Source organism: Patulibacter ginsengiterrae, from assembly GCF_056269115.1.
Map to the genome: position 1 here is coordinate 1 of NZ_JBWDOG010000027.1, position 17081 is coordinate 17081.

General features: G+C 74.0%; 13 protein-coding genes. 5 read left to right on the plus strand and 8 right to left on the minus strand.

Annotation, left to right across the window (positions count from 1 at the left end):
- Positions 1-118: 118 nt before the first annotated feature.
- From ACVUH9_RS21305 to ACVUH9_RS21325, 5 genes are all read right to left on the minus strand, one after another.
- The gene (locus tag ACVUH9_RS21305) at positions 119-499 is read right to left on the minus strand and encodes a cupin domain-containing protein (protein ID WP_475760690.1); all 381 of its coding nucleotides are present in this window, start codon (positions 497-499) and stop codon (positions 119-121) included.
- Between the two features lie 210 nt (positions 500-709).
- Positions 710-2149, minus strand: coding sequence for an NAD(P)/FAD-dependent oxidoreductase (locus ACVUH9_RS21310; protein WP_475760692.1), 1440 nt, complete (start codon positions 2147-2149; stop codon positions 710-712).
- Between the two features lie 29 nt (positions 2150-2178).
- The gene (locus tag ACVUH9_RS21315; RefSeq protein ID WP_475760694.1) at positions 2179-2703 is read right to left on the minus strand and encodes a helix-turn-helix domain-containing protein; all 525 of its coding nucleotides are present in this window, start codon (positions 2701-2703) and stop codon (positions 2179-2181) included.
- A 249-nt stretch (positions 2704-2952) separates the two neighbouring features.
- Complete coding sequence (locus ACVUH9_RS21320) at positions 2953-4536, minus strand: DHA2 family efflux MFS transporter permease subunit (protein ID WP_475760697.1); 1584 nt, start codon at positions 4534-4536, stop codon at positions 2953-2955.
- Between the two features lie 100 nt (positions 4537-4636).
- Positions 4637-5257 carry a TetR/AcrR family transcriptional regulator gene (locus ACVUH9_RS21325; RefSeq protein WP_475760699.1) on the minus strand — a complete coding sequence of 207 codons (621 nt, stop codon included), beginning with the start codon at positions 5255-5257 and terminating at the stop codon, positions 4637-4639.
- Between the two features lie 47 nt (positions 5258-5304).
- Between ACVUH9_RS21325 and ACVUH9_RS21330 the strand changes: the two genes are divergently transcribed.
- Together ACVUH9_RS21330 and ACVUH9_RS21335 are read left to right on the plus strand one after the other, a co-directional pair.
- Positions 5305-5697 (plus strand): nuclear transport factor 2 family protein, encoded by a 393-nt coding sequence (locus tag ACVUH9_RS21330; RefSeq protein WP_475760701.1) that lies wholly within the window; start codon positions 5305-5307, stop codon positions 5695-5697.
- 49 nt (positions 5698-5746) lie between these two features.
- Positions 5747-6184, plus strand: a complete 438-nt coding sequence (locus ACVUH9_RS21335; RefSeq protein ID WP_475760703.1) for a PaaI family thioesterase — start codon at positions 5747-5749, stop codon at positions 6182-6184.
- A gap of 20 nt (positions 6185-6204) precedes the next feature.
- On the opposite strand, the gene ACVUH9_RS21340 is transcribed toward ACVUH9_RS21335, so the two are convergent.
- A complete protein-coding gene (locus tag ACVUH9_RS21340) occupies positions 6205-8826 on the minus strand; it encodes an HAD-IC family P-type ATPase (protein WP_475760705.1) in 2622 nt (873 codons plus the stop codon).
- Between the two features lie 197 nt (positions 8827-9023).
- On the opposite strand from ACVUH9_RS21340, the gene ACVUH9_RS21345 reads away from it, so the two are divergent.
- From ACVUH9_RS21345 to ACVUH9_RS21355, 3 genes are all read left to right on the plus strand, one after another.
- Complete coding sequence (locus ACVUH9_RS21345; protein ID WP_475760707.1) at positions 9024-9593, plus strand: TetR/AcrR family transcriptional regulator; 570 nt, start codon at positions 9024-9026, stop codon at positions 9591-9593.
- A complete protein-coding gene (locus tag ACVUH9_RS21350) occupies positions 9590-11170 on the plus strand; it encodes an MFS transporter (RefSeq protein ID WP_475760709.1) in 1581 nt (526 codons plus the stop codon). The genes ACVUH9_RS21345 and ACVUH9_RS21350 overlap by 4 nt, the downstream gene beginning before the upstream one ends.
- 383 nt (positions 11171-11553) lie before the next feature.
- Positions 11554-11757 (plus strand): cold-shock protein, encoded by a 204-nt coding sequence (locus ACVUH9_RS21355; RefSeq protein ID WP_475760711.1) that lies wholly within the window; start codon positions 11554-11556, stop codon positions 11755-11757.
- A 210-nt stretch (positions 11758-11967) separates the two neighbouring features.
- Here the strand turns inward: ACVUH9_RS21355 and ACVUH9_RS21360 are convergent, their stop codons facing one another.
- Positions 11968-12738, minus strand: coding sequence for a hypothetical protein (locus ACVUH9_RS21360; protein WP_475760713.1), 771 nt, complete (start codon positions 12736-12738; stop codon positions 11968-11970).
- A 661-nt stretch (positions 12739-13399) separates the two neighbouring features.
- Positions 13400-16408, minus strand: a complete 3009-nt coding sequence (locus tag ACVUH9_RS21365; protein ID WP_475760715.1) for a helix-turn-helix transcriptional regulator — start codon at positions 16406-16408, stop codon at positions 13400-13402.
- Positions 16409-17081: the final 673 nt, after the last annotated feature.

Here is a 17081-nt window from a genome sequence, read left to right on the forward strand (position 1 = left end):
GATGCGGATTTACTGTCGTATAGGCGGCAAATCCGCATCAGGTCACGCCGCAGCGCCCGGCGACCTCACCCGCACCGCCCCGCCCGCCCGCGACCCCGCCCGCCCGCCCCGCCCTGACTCACTCCCCGTGCTGGATCATCAGGTAGAGCTTGCGGATGGTCTCGTGGACCTTCCAGGTTCCGCTCCAGCCGTCGGGCAGGACCAGCGTCGAGCCGGGGCCGATCTCGGCCACGACGCCGTCGTCGCCGGTGATCGTCGCGCTACCGGCAGTGATCTGGCAGATCTCGCTGCAGCCGCTGCGGGCTGTGGTGAAGGTGCCCGGGTCGCACTCCCAGACGCCGGACTCGGTGCGGCCGTCGGGCGTGGTCCAGACCGCCGTGCTCGCTTCGAGCTGGCCGGTGGTGCTCTGCGGCTTCAGGGCCGGCGTGCCGAGCACCAGCTCGGGGGCGACGACGTGGACCAGCGCGACGGGGGCGGTCTCGGTCTTGGTGGTGGTCATGCTCGTGGTACCTCGTGTTCGTGGGGGGGAGAGAACGAGCCGGGCCGGCACCATCGCCGATCGGCGGGGGCGCGTGCGCCGGTTCGTCCGTCGTTCTGTCGGCGGCCCAGCCGCACCGGCGGCCCGTGGGCGGGCCGTCTCGTCGGGGCGAGACCGATCCGTTGCCGGGAGCGCCGAAGGCACGCCCGTGCTCCGGGCGATCGGCCGCGCTCAGCGCCCGGCGATCCGGTCCGCCAGCAGCGCGAGCCGGCTGGTGCGGTCCAGGCCCTCGCTCTCGCGGCGGTCGGCCGCGCGGTACAGGCGGTAGATCCCGTGCACGCCGAGGTAGCGGAACGGCTCCGGCTCCCAGCGGCGGACACGGTCGCGAACCCACGGCAGGCGGGTCAGCTGGGTGTCCTCGCCGAGGATCAGGTCGCGCAAGGTCCGTCCCGCGAGATTGGTCGTGGCCAGGCCGCTGCCGACGTAGCCGCCGGCCCAGCCGAGGCCGGTGACAGGGTCGAGGTGGACCGACGGCGACCAGTCGCGCGGCACCCCGAGGACCCCGCACCAGGCGTGGTCGATCGGGGTCCCGGCAACGGCGGGGAACATGTCGTGGAGGATCCCGATCAGGCTCTCGACCGTCGCCGCCTGGGTCTGGCCGTTGCGGTCGGTGCGGGAGCCGAAGCGGTACGGCACGCCGCGTCCGCCGAGCGCGATCCGACCGTCGGCCGTCCGCTGCGCGTACATGTAGGCGTGGGCGCCGTCGCCGAGGACCTCGCGGTGGCTCCAGCCGATCTCGGCCCAGACCTCGTCGGGCAGAGGCGCGGTGGCGATGATCGCCGAGTTCATCGGCAGCCAGGTCCGCCGCTCGCCGCGGAGCCCAGCGGTGAAGCCCTCCAGGCAGCGGAGCACGTAGCGCGCCCGCACGTTGCCCCGATCGGTGACGGCGACGCCGGGGCGGATCTCCTCGACGGTCGTGCCCTCGTAGATCGTCACCCCGAGCCGCTCGACGGTCTCGGCGACGCCGCGGACGAGCTTGGCCGGCTGGACGCGGGCGGCGTGCGGGCTCCAGGTCCCGCCGACCGCCGAGGCGACCCGGACCCGCTCGTCCAGCTCGCGGGGCGACAGCTCGACGACGTCGTCCTCCCCGAGCGCGAACTCGCGGTCCTCGGCCAGCTGCGCGTGCATCCGCTGGAGCTGGGCGGGACTCCGGGCCACGTGCAGCAGCCCGTCCTTGGCGACGTCGGCGTCGATCCCCTCGCGGTCGAGGACCCCGATCACCTCGTCGACGGTCGACTGCATCTCGCGCTGGAGCGCGACGACCGCGTCCCGCCCGACCCGCTTGGCGACGCGCGTGCGCGGGGCGACGAACTCCGACGACAGCCAGCCGCCGTTGCGACCGGAGCCGCCGAAGCCGGCGAACTCGCGCTCGAGCACGACGATCTCCAGCTCCGGTCGGGCCTGCTTCAGGTAGTACGCCGTCCAGAGCCCGGAGAGGCCGCCGCCGACGATGCAGACGTCGGCCTCGCGGTCGCCGGGCAGCGGCGGACGACGGCCCGGGACCTGCGTGTTGGCGTACCAGAACGACGGTCCGCCGTTGCTGCGGGCGAGCGCCAGCGCGCCGGACCCGTGGGTGCAACGTCTTGGGGTGCTCGCGGTGAGACGTGCCATTGGAGCTCGCAAGGTCTGTCGAGGGAGGGTCAGGCGGTCGGCGGGCCGATCAGCCACAGGACCTCGGCGAGCTCGTCGCCGAGGTTGACCACGCGGTGCGGGGTCGCCGTGGAGTACTCGATGCTGTCCCCGGGGCCGAGCTCGTGCGGCGTGCCGTCGAGCTCGAGGCGGACCGTGCCCGAGATGACCAGGAACAGCTCCTGGGCGTCGCCGTGGGCGTAGGCGTCGTCCCCGGTCGTCGCGCCGGGATCGAACTCGCCGACGTACGCCTCGAGGTGCCGCAGCGGTCGCTGCGAGAGCAGGAACTTGCGCGAGCCGACGCCGGCGCCGATCTCCGGCCGGTCGGCGTGACGGAGGACCGTCGGGCCGATCGTGCGCTCGTCGCTGAAGAAGTCGGCGACCGCCAGCCCGAGGGCCTCGGCCAGCCGCCGGAGCGTGCCGACGCTGCCGTTGGCCTGTCCGCGCTCGAGCTCGCTCAGGAAGCCCGGGGAGATCTCGGCGCGGGCCGCCAGCGCCCGCAGGCTGAGCTGCCGCATCTGCCGGAAGCCGCGCACGCGCTCTCCGAGCAGCAGTCGCTCGGCGTCTTCGTCACGGGGCTCCCGAAGGAGCGGTGGGGACCCCGGGGTCATTCGGCGAGCTCTCCTGTACGAACGGCTTGTCGTCCATCAGCGAACAGATCGTTCGCCAACCGAGATCAGACCGTACTGTGCAGGCGCTCACCCTGCAACCAGGCACCGCACCGCGAGCGCCCGCGCCCGAGACCCCGACCAACGAGGCCCCGAGCCCGTGCGCCCGCGCGCCGCCTACTCGACGACGACCGGAGGCGCGCTCGGCGCCGGGCGGGCATCGCCGGCGGCCACCTGGTCGCCGTCGCCGGGCGGCCCACCGTCGACCGGCGGACCGATCCGCCCCTTCATCAGCGCCATCCCCATCGCCGGCAGGAAGGCGAGGGCGAGCAGCGCCAGCGCCCACACGAAGGTCGACGCGAAGGCGTCGGCCAGCGGCACCGCGATCGCGTCGCGCTGCGGCCCGGAGAGCCCGTGGACCGCCTCGAAGCCACCCGCGCCCCCACCCGGCGACGCGCTCAGCTCATGCTTGATGTTGCTGGCCAGGATCACCGACAGGATCGCGGTCCCGATCGAGGCCCCGGACTGGCGGATGATGTTCATCGCGGTGCTGGTGCGGGCGATCGCCTGCGGCGGCACGGCCTGCATCGCGGCCGTCATCGTCGGCATCATCGAGAGGCCCATCCCGAGGCCTAGCACGAAGCCGAACGACGTCAGCAGGACATACGAGGTGTCGGCGGTCACGAACGCGAACGGCGAGATCCCGATCACGACGAGCGGGATGCCCGCCGCCGCCAGCTTGTTGGGGCCGAAGCGGTCGGTCAGCTTGCCCGCGATCGGCATCGTGATCATCGCGCCGAGGCCCTGCGGGACCAGCAGCAGCCCGGCCTGCAACGCACCCTCGCCGCGCACCGCCTGGTAGTAGAGCGGCACCAGCAGCAGCGAGCCGAAGAAGGCGATCGAGAACAGCATGAAGGTGCCCGCGGCCGCCCCCGCGCGGGTGTGCGTGAAGGTCCGGATGTCGATCAGCGGGTTGTCGGTCGTCCAGCTGTGCCGGAGGAAGGCGGCGATCAGCAGCGCCCCGGCCGCGATCGGCACCCACGACCGGGGCGCCCCGAAGCCGTCGCTGGCCGACTCGGCGAGCCCGAAGATCAGCAGCGTCAGGCCCGGGGACAGCAGCAGCATCCCGAGCCAGTCGAGCTTGTGCGCGGGCTGCGGCTCGTCCCGCTCGAGCACCCGCTGGGCCAGCAGGAAGGCGACGATCCCGATCGGCAGGTTGATGAAGAAGATCCAGCGCCAGGAGACGTCGTCGACGAGCCAGCCACCGAGGACCGGGCCGACGATCGGGGCGACCAGCATCGGCACGCCGAGCGCACCCATCACGCGGCCCATCCGGTGGGGGCCCGCCTTCTTGGTCATGATCGTCATGACCGCCGGCATGATCATCCCGCCGCCGATGCCCTGGAGGACGCGGAAGAAGATCAGCGATCCCGAGCTCCAAGCGAGCCCGGAGAGCACCGAGCCGAGCACGAACAGGGCCAGCGACCAGAGGTAGATCCGCTTGGTCCCGAAGCGATCGGAGGCCCAGCCGGTGACCGGGATCACCGCGGCCAGCGCCAGCGTGTAGCCGGTCACGACCCACTGGATCGTCGTCAACGACGACGAGAAGTCGGTCGCGAGTCGATCGATCGCCACGTTGATGACCGTCGTGTCGAGGATCGACATGATCGCACCGAGCATCACAACGCCGGCGACGATCCACGTCTCCCGGTCGATCGCGTCGGGCTCGGCGCCGGACGGGGGACTTCCAGGGCGCGACATAGACGCAGGCTACAGCGACTGCAATATTTCTGCGACTATAGCGTTTGCGCGCCAGCTTCTCGGCGTCCGAAGACCGGGCCCCGAACCACCGGGGTCCGCATCAGCCCGCGTCGCCGGACGGCCGAACCGCCTCGAGGAGCGTGCGCGCGGTCTCCTCGACCAGTCCCTCGGCGCCCTCCGGGATCGGCGTTCCCGACAGCAGGTGCCGGCGGACCAGCGCGTACGGCAGATCGACCGTCGCCAGCAGCAGCCGCTCGCGGTCGGTCGAGCTCCGCAGCTCCAGCCGACGGGACAGATCGCGCAGCAGCGCCTCGACCTCGGCCCGGCGGGCCACCGCCCGCTCGCGGTCCTCGGGCCGCCACTCGTCGAGCCCGAGCCCGACGGCGCCGTGCAGCATCACGTGACCCTGGGCCACGTGATCGCGGCTCCAGGCAACGACGTGGCGGGCGAGCGCGACCCCCGCCGCGACCGGATCGGCGCCGGAGGGGTCGGCCGCGGCGACCGCCGCCAGGCTGCTGTCCTGGAGCCGGCCGACGGTCCGCAGCCAGAGCGCGGCCAGCAGCGCCACGTGGCTCGGGAAGCGGTAGTAGACCGACCCGCTCGGCGCCCCGGCCGCGCGGGCGACGTTGGCCATCGTGACCGCCCCCGGCCCAGCCGTGGCCACCAGCTCGACGGCGTGGTCGAGCAGCAGATCGGGTCCGAAGCGAGCGGGGCGAGCCATCCGCTAGGATTTTAGCGGAGATCCTCTAAAACGACCGGGAGACGACGATGACCGACCAGCTGGACGCCGCACGGCGGCTCTACGACGCGTTCGCCGAACGCGACGCCGAGGCGATCCTGGCCGCCCTCGACGAGCAGTTCGTCGGCACCGTCAGCGCCGGCATGCCGCTGGGCGTCGGCGGTCGCCACGAGGGCCCGATCACGATGCTGCGCGACGTCTGGGGCCCGATCTTCCTGGCCTACGAGATGCGCGTGGAGGCGGAGCGCTACTACCCGTCGGGCGACGACCACGTGATCGCGGTCGGCCGCTACCGCGGCCACGAGCGCACCAGCGGCCGCCCGGTCGACGCGGCGTTCGCCCACGTCCTGACCGTGCGCGACGGCCGGATCACCGCCCTCGAGCAGATCACCGACACCGCCCGCTGGAGCCGCCCGGCCTGACGCCCGGGCCGGCAACGACGACCTCCGCCCCCGCACGAAGGACCGACCGATGACGCCCTCCCCCGCCCCGCCCGCCGTCCTCACGCTCGCCGACGCCGAACGCGTGCTCGCCGCCCAACCGTTCAGCGTCCTGCTCGGCGCGCGGTTGGTCGCCTTCGGCGACGGCGAGGCGATCCTCGAGCTCGACGCCCGCGACGAGCTCCGCCAGCAGAACGGCCACCTCCACGGCGGCGTGCTCGCCTACGCGGCCGACAACGCGCTGACCTTCGCCGCCGGGACGGCGCTCGGGCCGGCCGTCCTGACCGGTGGGTTCACCATCGACTATCTGCGTCCGGCCCGCAACGGGACCCTCCGCGCGCACGCACGAGTAACGAACGCCAGCCGCAGGCAGGCCGTCTGCCGCTGTGACATCTACGCGATCGACGCCGACGGGACCGCGACCCTCTGCGCCGTCGCCCAGGGCACGACGCTCACCTCCGCCGGCTGAGCGCGGACCGCGCCGTGCCGTCAGCCGTCCTGGGGACGCTTTCGGCGCCCCCAGCGGCGCTTGCCCGTCGTGGCCTCCGCCGAACCTTCGGGACCCCCCGTCGCCGCCCCGGGTGCCGGGCCGATCGCGAGCGAGCCCTCGGGGGTCGCGCCCACCGCGGACGTAGCACCCGCCGCCGCTGCCCCCACGACCGTCGCGCCGCCCGCCGCCGCCGGAGCCGCTGCGGCCGGCGCCCCCGTGACGTCCGCCGTGCCGGCCCCGACCACGGCGGCGGCGGGCCCCTCGCCGTCCGGGCTGGGGAAGCCCGACAGGTACAGGGCACCCAGGGTCAGCAGCGAGCCGGCCGTCGCCAGCGCGATCATCTCCGCGTTCGGCGCGACCAGCTGGAAGAAGTCGCGGGTCGCCGGCAGCGCGAGCGTCAGCCCGTAGATCGCCGCCATCGCCAGGCACATGATCGTGACCAGGATCCGCCGCCGCAGGCCCCCGGCCTCGAGCGCGTAGACGAGGTAGAGGCCGGCCACGACCAGGACCGTGGTCGCCACGGTCCGCGCCTCCTCCACGCTCTGGTCGAGGTCGTGGATCGCGAACAGGTAGCTGGCCACGACGCCCGCGCCGACGGTCAGGCCCGCCGGCATCGCGAACCGCGCGACCCGCCGGGCGAAGTGGGTCGGAGCCCACGGCCCCCTGCTCGGCGCCAGCGCCAGGAAGAAGGTCGGGATCCCGATCGTCAGCGTCGCCGCCAGCGTGAAGTGCCGCGGCAGCAGCGGATAGGCGTCGGACGTCGTCCCGATGATCAGGATCAGGAACGCCGCGAAGACCGACTTCGTGACGTAGAGGCTCGCGACCCGCTGGAGGTTGCGCAGCGCCTGACGGCCCTGGGCGATCAGCTCCGGCACCGCCCCGAAGTCGCCGCGGGTCAGGACCAGGTCGGCCACGCTCTTGGCCATCTGCGCGCCGCTGCCCTGGGCGATGCTGAGCCGCGCCGCCTTCAGCGCCGGGACGTCGTTGACGCCGTCGCCGACCATCACCACGTAGCGGCCCTGGTCCCGCAGCGCCTGGACCAGGTCGCGCTTGCCCTCCGGGGAGATCCGGCCGACCACCGACGCCGTCCGCGCGACCTCGGCGAGGCCCGCCGGATCGGTCGGCAGCTCGCGCCCGTCGACCGCCTCCACGACCGGGATCCCGACGTCGCGCGCGATCGCCGCGACCGTCCGCGGGCTGTCGCCCGACAGCACCTTCAGCTCGATCTCCTGCCCCAGCAGGTAGGCGACCGTCTCGCGGATGTTCGGCCGCAGCTGCTCGGCGAGCACCACGATCCCGATCACGGTCGCGTCGGCCGGTGGCGGGGCGTCGGGCGCGACCTCCCCGAGCGGGGAGCCCGAGCGGGCGAGGGCGACGACCCGGCGCCCGCCGTCGCGCTCGCGGTCGGCCGCCTCCCCGAGCGGGCCGAGGTCGAAGTGCTCGGGTGCCCCGAGCACGATCGTCACGTCGTCGAGCCGCAGCGCGCTCCACTTCCGCCGCGAGGAGAACGGGACCTCGCCGAGGACCGGCTCCGGGGTGCCGGGGTAGCCCGCGGCGATCGCCTCGAGCGTCCCGTTGCGCAGCGACGAGCTGGCCCCGTAGCGCGCCAGCTGACGGTCGAGGTCCTCGACCCCGGCGGCCGGAACGATCGAGGCGACCCGCAGGGCCGACTCGGTCAGGGTGCCGGTCTTGTCGAGGCAGATCACGTTGGCCGAGGCCAGCGACTCGATCGCGTTCAGCTGCTGGGAGAGCACGCCGCGCCGCGCCATCCGGATCGAGGCGACCGCGTAGGTCAGGCTGACCAGCACGACCAGGCCCTCCGGCACCAGGCTGACGACGCCGGCCGTGGAGGTCGAGACCGCGTCGCTGAGGTCGGCGTCGCGGTGCCAGAGCGCGTAGCCGAGGACCCCACCGAGCACGACCACCAGGCCGACCAGGGCGAACAGCAGACGGTTGATCGCCTGCTCCAGCGGCGAGCGGTCGTGCCGGAACGAGCGGACCTCGCCCAACAGCCGCCCGGCGTAGCTCTCGCCGCCGACCGCCTCCGCCTCGTACGAGCCGGAGCCCTCGACGACGAACGCGCCGGAGCGCAGCTCATCGCCCGGACGCCGGGCGACCGACTCGGCCTCGCCGGTCAGCACCGACTCGTCGAGCGCGAGGTCGGAGGCGTGCGCGACCGGCCCGTCGGCCACGATCTGGTCGCCGGCCTGGACGTTGATCAGATCGCCGACGACGACCTCGCCGGCCGGGATCGCGACCGGCTGCCCGTCGCGGAGCACCGTCGCCCGCGGCGCGACCAGCAGCGCCAGCCGATCGAGCTCCCGCTTGGCGCGGGTCTCCTGGACGATCCCGATCCCCGTGTTGGCGATCAGGGTGCTGAGGAAGAGCGCGTCGCGCCAGTCGCCGAAGCCGAGCGTGACCGCACCGAACACGAGCAGGATCGCGTTGAAGACGGTGAAGACGTTGGAGAGGACGATGCTCCGGAACGAGCGGCTGCTCGCGTCCCGGTGGGGGCCACCCTGGGCCTCCAGCCGGCGGGCCGCCTCCGCCGACGTCAGGCCGCCCGCCGGCGTCGGAGCCGGTCGGCCGGGCCGGGTCGCGGGCGGGACGGGACGGTCCATGCCCCGACTATCTCGCACCCGCCGGCCGCCCACCGCACGACGGGCGATTCGGCGTCCGCGAGGTCATCGCCGGGGCCCGGTGGAGGCCCGGTGGAGGACCGACCGCTCCGGCGGCGGTCGCCGACTCCCACCCCAGGCCGAACCAAAACATGACCCGATGGAACAAATCTGTTTCATCTCGCGCTACAATGTTCCGCATGGCTCCGGTTCCTCCCGCCCTGCTCGACGCGATCGCCGGCGCGCTCGCCCACAACCTGGGCGCCTCGATGCAGGAGATCGCCGACAGCGCGGGCGTCAGCCGTACGACCCTCCACCGCACGTTCGCCAACCGTCAGGCCCTGACCGAGGCCCTGGCCGAGCACGCGCTGGCCGAGTCCAACCGCGTCTTCGACGAGGCCGGGATCGACGACCGCCCCGCGCTCGAGGCCTTCGACCGCCTCAGCGAATCGGTGATCCCGCTCGCCGTCGCCTACTGCCTGCTGTGGGCCGAGCCCCCGATCACCCAGACGCCCGCACTGGCCGAGGCGGTCGAGGTCCAGGACGACCGCTTCGAGCGGTTCTTCGCCCGCGGCCAGGCCGAGGGCTGCTTCCGCGCCGACCTCGCACCGCGCTGGCTCGTCTACTCGATCGGCTCGCAGGCGATGGCCGCCTGGTTCGCCGTTCGCGCCGGGTTCGTCGGCGCCCGCGAGGCCCCGCGCCTGTTCCGTTCGACGGTCCTGTCCGGCGTCGTCGCCGCTGGCCCGTCCGACGCCAGGAGGCGCCCGTGAACGCCCCGACCCCGACCTCCACCGCGCCGGCGATCGAGTCGCCGGCCAACCGCTGGACCGTGCTCGCGGTGCTCTGCGCGGCGCTGCTGATCGTCGTCATCGACGTCACCGTCCTGCACATCGCCGCCCCGGCGATCTCCGAGGACCTGCGGCCCTCGGCCGTCTCGCTGCTCTGGATCATCGACGTCTACCCGCTGGTCGTCGCGCCGCTGCTGGTCACCACCGGCGCGCTCGGCGACCGCTTCGGCCGCAAGCGGATCCTGATCAGCGGCCTCGTCTTCTTCTGCGCCGCCTCGGTGCTGGCCGCGTTCGCCTGGTCGCCCGCGGTCCTGATCATCGCCCGTGCCCTCCAGGGGGTCGGCGGCGCGATGATCATGCCGAGCACGATGTCGATCATCCGCGGCGTCTTCCCCGACCGCCAGGAGCGGGTCCGGGCGATCGGGATCTGGAGCGCGACCCTTGCCGGCGGCGCCGCCCTCGGCCCGCTGCTCGGCGGCTTCCTCGTCGAGCACTTCTCGTGGGGCGCGGTCTTCCTGATCAACGTGCCGGTGCTGGCGATCATCCTGCCGTTCGCGGTCAAGCTGCTGCCGGAGAGCCGCAGCAGCGCGCCGCCGCCGTGGGACCTGACCGCCGTCGTGCTGGTCGGCGCCGGCATCCTCGGCCTGGCCCTCGGCGTCAAGCTCGGCTCCCGGCAGGGCTTCCTCGAGCCGGCGCCGGTCGTGTCGCTGATCGCCTCGGTGCTGCTGCTGACGGCGTTCGTCCGCCGGATGCTGACCCGCACCCACCCGATGCTCGACCTGCGGCTGTTCGCGCGGCCCGCCTTCAGCGTCGCGGTCGGCTGCGTCCTGCTGACGATGTTCGCGCTGGTCGGCCTCGAGCTGTTCTTCGCCCAGTACCTCCAGCTCGTGCTCGACCTCGGGCCGCTGGCCGCGAGCCTGCGGCTGGTGCCGCTGATGCTGGCCACGATCGCGGGTTCCCTGACCTCGGCCTGGCTGCTGCGGCGGTTCGGGACCCGGCGGATCATCGCCGGCGGGCTCGGGCTGTCCGCGCTCTCCCTGATCCCGCTGCTCGCGCTCGGCACCCGCGACCAGTACCTGCTGATGCTGCCGTCGTTCATCGTCCTCGGCGCCGCGCTCGAGGTCGCCCTGGTGGCGGCCAACGACACGATCCTCTCGTCGGTCGACACCGACGGGGCGGGCCAGGCCTCGGCGATCGAGGAGACCGCCTACGAGCTGGGTGGCGGGCTCGGGGTCGCGATCCTCGGCTCGATCGGCGCCGCCGTCTACACGGCCGACCTGACCCGCGTGGCGGGCGTCGACCCGCAGACGCTGGACACCGCCCGCGAATCGCTCGGCGAGGCGGTGGCCGTCTCCGAGGACCTGACCTCGCGCGTCGCCGGGCCGCTGCTGCACGCCGCACGCGAGTCGTTCGTCGACGGGTTCCACGTGACGATGGTGGTGGCGATCGTCTTCATCGGCTTCAGCGCCCTGCTCGCGGCGGTCGTCCTCCGGGGCACGAGCCCCGGGGCCGCGGTCGGCGACCGGGACGACGACGATCAGGGCCCCGCCGCGGACTGAACGGACTCCCCGCGGGCACCAGGAGTCCCAGGCGATCGGGCGTCTCTCCACCGAGCGACGGCGTGTCCGCACGCGATCTTGCCGCGATCAGCGGTGAGCGATCACGGGCGCGGACGCCGCGCCGGTGCCGCCCGTGTTCCGCGGAAACCCTGTCTGACACTGAGGATCCGCCGTTCTGTGGCGCTGTCTCCCGGCCCCGGTCGACAGCCGTCGATCGAGGCGACGCCGAAGATCTCGAGGACCCACGACGCACGATCTTCATTTTGTGCCATGCTTCTGGCGTCGTGTCGGTCCATGAGGGCCGACGAAGCAGTGCCAGCGTTCGCAGTCGTTGCATCAGCACCCTCCGCGCCGTTGCACACACCCCACGGAGGGAAATTCACATGGCCACAGGCACCGTTAAGTGGTTCAACGAGGAGAAGGGCTTCGGCTTCATCACCCCTGATGAGGCTGGCAAGGACCTGTTCGTCCACCACTCCGCTATCGCTGGTACGGGCTTCAAGACCCTTGCCGAGGGCGCCAAGGTCCGCTTCGACGCGGAGACCGGCCCCAAGGGTCCGAACGCCACCAACGTCGAGGTCATCTAAGAAGCCATCCGGCTTCTGTCGGCGGGGTTCGCCCCGCCGATGACCTTGTAGGACCAGACGGCCCGCCTCTCGGCGGGCCGTCTTGCGTTCCGGGTGACGCGCACGTCGCCCGGCACCCGGTCCTGTCTCTCTCCCCTGCCTCTCCCGCGGCCCCCGCAGGCGGGGGCCACGTCCTACCGGTCCACGACCCCGTGGGGCCGGGGAACCGGCCTACGACCCCTGCGGTCGGCGCCAGCGACTCTCACGGTGGACGCTGAGGCGCGGCGTCTCGGCCAGGCGGCCCTCGAGCTCGTCGAGGACCCAACGGTCGATCCGCTCCTGCTCCAGCGGGCTCGGCGTCGTGCCGGCCGTGCTGGCCCAGCGCCGACGCGCCGGGAGGCCGAAGTACTCACGGAGGTCGGCCTCGACCGCCTCCGGGTCGAGCGCGTCGATGTCGATGCTGCCGTGCTCCAACCCCTCGGGGAGACCCCGGAACGGCGGAACCAGCGGCGAGTCGGACGAGCCGACGTGCCGGACGCCGCGCAGCCGGACGGTGTGCAGGTCCCCCAGCGAGCGGATCAGCCCGAGGTCGACCTCGGCGGGGCGGGTCGCCTCGCCGACGACCAGCTCCAGCGTCTGCAGGCGCGGCAGCCACGAGCGCCCGACCGTGTCGGCCAGGGCCTCGAGCTCGGCGGGCAGGCTGTCCGTCACGCTCAGCCAGCGGAGGCTGGCGGGCAGCCGGGTCGGCAGCCGCGTGATCCTCCGGCAGCGGACGAGGGTCAGCTCGGCCAGCCCGTCGAGATCCCCGAGCACGGAGAGGTCGAGGTCGGTCGCGTCGACCAGCCGCAGCCCCTTGAGGTACGGCAGTCGGACGAGCGCGTCGACGGCGGCCTGGTCCCCGCGCCCGACGCAGCGCAGGTCGGCGACCTCGGCGCAGGGATCACGGGTGATCTCCGTCGCATCGACGGGCCCGCGGGCCCGCACGCGGCCAACCTCGGTCACCGCGTGGCTGTGCATAGCGTCGCGGAAGCATCCGCGGTCGTTGTCGTGGTGATGGTCATGGTGTCGGCAATGACGGTCGGCGGCATCGAGTCCGCATCTCCGGATCGGTTTCACCGCACCACGAGAGTGGTGCTCACCTGGTTGTCGGGCCAAGTTGGAGTCCTCCCCCCCCCCTGAACGTTCGGCGAGTCCGTTCCGGACGCATTCGGGCGGACGGATAGGCCGCGGTTGGTGGAGCTCCGGCACGGTGGAGCGCCGCACGGCCGCCCGACCAATTGCACGGACCACCCATCTTCAGGCGCCCACGAATTCCCACCGCAACCGTTGGAGACGCCCGGCCGGGGACCGGTCGGGCGTCCGGGCACGAACCCGGCCCGCCCCACCCCCACCGACAATCCGCCGGCACCGGGTGGCGCACGGAACGACCCGTCCGGCCTGTCCGCCGGGCGCCAGGCCCACACCCGCGGGCCACCCCCTCTGACCAGGCATCGCGGCGCCATCCCCCGCCGCGCCCACACCGCCGCGGCGCACCCCCCCCCTGCGCAGCCCCACCGCCGCTCCCGCCCTCTGCACCGTCCACCCCGTGGGGTCGCCCGGCTCTGCGCCGTCCACACCATCGGGTGGCGCCACGGTAGGTGGGCCCGGAGAGCCGGGCGGCGGCTCAGGCGGCCGAGAAGCCGCCGGCCGCGAGGCCCAGGCGGTGGGCGACGGCGGCGGCCTCGGTCCGGCTCCGCACGTCGAGCTTGGCCAGGATCCGCGAGACGTGGACGCTGGCGGTCTTCTCGGCCATGAACAGCTGCTCGCCGATCTGGCGGTTGGTCGCCCCCTCCGCGACCAGCTCGAGCACCTGCCGCTCCCGCGGGGTCAGCCCGAACGGGTCGACGACCAGCGGGGCCGGCGCCACCGTGCTGGGCGCGCCCGCGGACGGGACGTCGTCCGCCGGCGGGGGACCGTCGTCGAGCGGCAGCCGGGCACGGGCGGCGAGGCCCTCGATCGCCGCCACCAGCCGGCCGGCCCCGAGCGCACGGGCGGTCGTGATCGCCGCCCGGATCGACTCCGCGGCGCCCGTCCGGTCGCCGTGCAGGACCTGGGCCTCGGCCCCGCGCCAGCGGGCGCGGGCGGCCGGGTACGGATACTCCAGCCCGAGCCAGGCGGCCTCGGCCGCCCGCCACGCCGCCGGGTCCGACGCGCCGCGGGCCCGCAGCAGCTCGGCCTCGGCCGTCGCCCGCCACGCGCTCTCGACCGGCCGGTCGCCGGCCACGACCCGCAGCCGCTCGGTCAGCTGCTCGGCCCGCCCCAGCGCGAGCGACAGCGCGTCGTCGGCGCCGATGTCCCGCGCCCGTTGGGCGGCCTCGGCCTCGACCGTCACGCCGACCGCGGCGACGTGGGCGATCCGGGCGACGTCGTCGGCGCAGAACTCGATCCGGTCGAGCGCCGCGTCGATCGCGTCCCGCCCCGTCTCGACGTTGCCCGCCCGCAACTCGAGCTCAGCGCGCGCGATCGCGATCGGCCCGAACGACTGCGGCTCCGCCGAGTCCTCCGCCAGCGGCTCGATCGCGTCCAGCAGCTCCCGCGCGCGCTCGTCCTCGCCCCGCCCGAGCGCCAGCTCGATGTGGCGCGTGCCGACGTTGAGGCGGGCGTTCGCCGAACGCGCGAGGCGCAGCGGCGGCAGCTGCTCGGCCGCCTGCTCCCAGTCCCCGATCGCCAACGAGAACTCGCTGATCGCCGCCCGCATCCAGATCCGGTCGGCGGAGTGCGGCGCCGGAACGTCGATCCCCTCCCGCAGGACGGCCAGCGCCTCGCGCGTGCGACCGAGCAGGTGGAGGGCGTCGGAGAGGTTGACGTAGCCGCTGCCCAGCTCGGCCCGGCGGTTGGCGTTGCCGGCCAGGGTGATCGCGCGGCGCAGCTCGCCCGCCCCGCCCTCGGCGTCGCCCGACGCCGCCAGCGAGACCCCGAGCGCGTTGCGGGCCCGGCTCTCGGCCGTCTCGTCCCCGAGCTCGGCGGCGAGCTCGATCGTCTCGCGGGCGGTCTCGATCGCCTCGCGATAGCGCCCCTGCAGCATCCGCGCCTTCGCCCACCAGCCGAGCAGACGGGCCCGCTCGACGCAGCGATCGCCGGCGACCAGCGCGAGTCCCCGGCGGCCCGTCTCGAGCGCGTCGTCCGGGCGCATCAACGCCCAGCGGACGCGCGCCAGCCGCTCCAGCGTCGCCGCCGCCAGACGCGGTTCGCGCTGCTCGTCGATCAGCCCGAGCAAGCCCACGAGCAGCGACTCGGCGCGCGCATGGTCGCCGTGGAGCTCGTGGGCGACCGCCGCGCGGTGCAGCAGCTCCCGCCGCGTGTCGCCGGCGCGACGTTCGGCGTCCTCGACGTTCGGCCAGAGGGTGAGCGCCCGCTCCAGCAGGTCCGCCTGCTCGCCATAGGCCATCACCGCCTCGGCCTCGCCCGCCGCCCGCACGGCCGCCTCCAGCGCCGCCGGCTGGTCGCCACCGGCGGCGTAGTGGTGGGCGATCCCGCTGGCCAGCTGGACGTCGGGCCCGACCTGCTCGATCCGCGCCTCCAGCGCCCGCGCGAGGGTCAGGTGCAGCTCGGCCCGCTCGCCCGGCAGCAGGTCGTCCTCGACGACCTCGCGCAGCAGCGCGTGGCGGAAGCGGTAGCGCCCGTCCTCGTCGGCGACCACGATCTGACCGGCGACCGCCTCTCGCAGCGCGTCGCGGAGCGCCCGGCCACCAGCATCGACCGCCTCCGCGAGCACCGTGTGGTGGACCCGCTGGCCGACGGCCAGGACCCGCAGCAGCTCCTGGGCCTCCGGCGGCAGCTCCTCGATCCGCAGCATCAGCGCGTCGCGGAGGGTCGGCGGGAGCGCGCCGCGGCCGTCGAGCCCGGCCGCGAGCAGCTCCTCGCTGAACAGCGGATTGCCCTCGCTGCGGGTCCAGAGCCGGTCGAGCAGGTCGTCCCCGACCGGCGCGCCGAGGATGTCGGCCAGCTGCTCCGCCAGCTCGTCCCGCGTCAACGGCGCGAGGTCGATCCGGCGGGAGGCGGGGTCGCGCTCCAGCTCGGCCAGCAGCGGGCGCAGCGGGTGGCGACGGTGGAGCTCGTCCGGCCGGTAGGTCCCGACCAGCAGGATCCGCTCGCCGCAGAGGCTGCGGACGAGGAAGGCGAGGAAGGCGCGGGTCGAGCGGTCCGCCCAGTGCAGGTCCTCGATCACCAGCAGCAGCGGCCGGTCGCGACTGAGCGCGTCGAAGAGGGTCAGCAGCGCCTCGAACAACCGGCCCTGCCCGGCGTCCTCGTCGGCCGCGCGCTCGACGGGACGGACGACCGCGCCGAGGCTGGGGAGGAACCGGGCCAGCTCGGCCCGCGTCGCCGGCGGAAGCGCCGCGAGCACGGGATCGTCGCGGCGGGCCAACGGCCGCAGGGCCGCGACCAGCGGGGCGTAGGGCAGCTCGCCGGTCCCGAGCTGGACGCAATCGCCGCCGAGGACCCGAGCGGGGGGCTCGGCGCTGCGGGCCTCCCGCTCCAGCTCGGCGACGAGCCGGGTCTTGCCGACGCCGCTCTCGCCGGCGACCAGCACCAGCGCCGGCCGTCCGGCGGCGGCGTCGCGGAGTCCCGCCAGGAGCTCAGCCTGCTCGCCCGTGCGGCCGACGAAGCGCGTGCTGGTCACGCGGGTGGACATGCCCCCAGTATCGCGCGACGCCGCGGAGCCGTCGGAACGCGTCGCGCCCTCGGTCGTGGGCGGCGGGAGCGTCGGAGGGGCCCCGGGAGCGAGCGTCGGCGGCACGGACGAGGTCGGCGGTGCGGGCTTCGGTGAGGAGCGGGGTGAGGAGGCCGGACATGGTGCGTTCCTTCGGTCGGGGTGGATGCCTTCTCCATCCTGGGCTGCGCCGGCCGTCCCCACATCGGGCGGATGGAGCGCGTCCGGCCGAGCGACCCCTTACGCCGAACGGACCACCCCTTACGTCCTTCCGACCGTCCGTCGCCGCCCTTCGCGCGCGGAGCCTCCGGAGCCGCGGCGGGATCGACGAGGCCCCATCGCTGTCCCCGACTCCGGAAACGACCGTTGCCACTCCGGCCGACGGCCGTGCCGACGACCCCCGACCAAGGTCGGGGGCGCCCCACCCCCGACCCGTTCCGGCGTACGCCCCGGCCCCGACCTGGGGCCAGTTGGGGGACGACCTGGGGGCAATCCCCATGGCCGATACGCAGGCACTTCGCCAGAGTGCTCCCGGTGGTGCCGATGTTCCCCCGCTTCGCCTCCTCCCCCGGGTACGCTCCGGCGTTGCCCCGTGCTGCAGCAGGCAGAGCGGCAGCGCGCCAGCTCCGGTCGCGCGCTTCGGAAACGTCGTCAC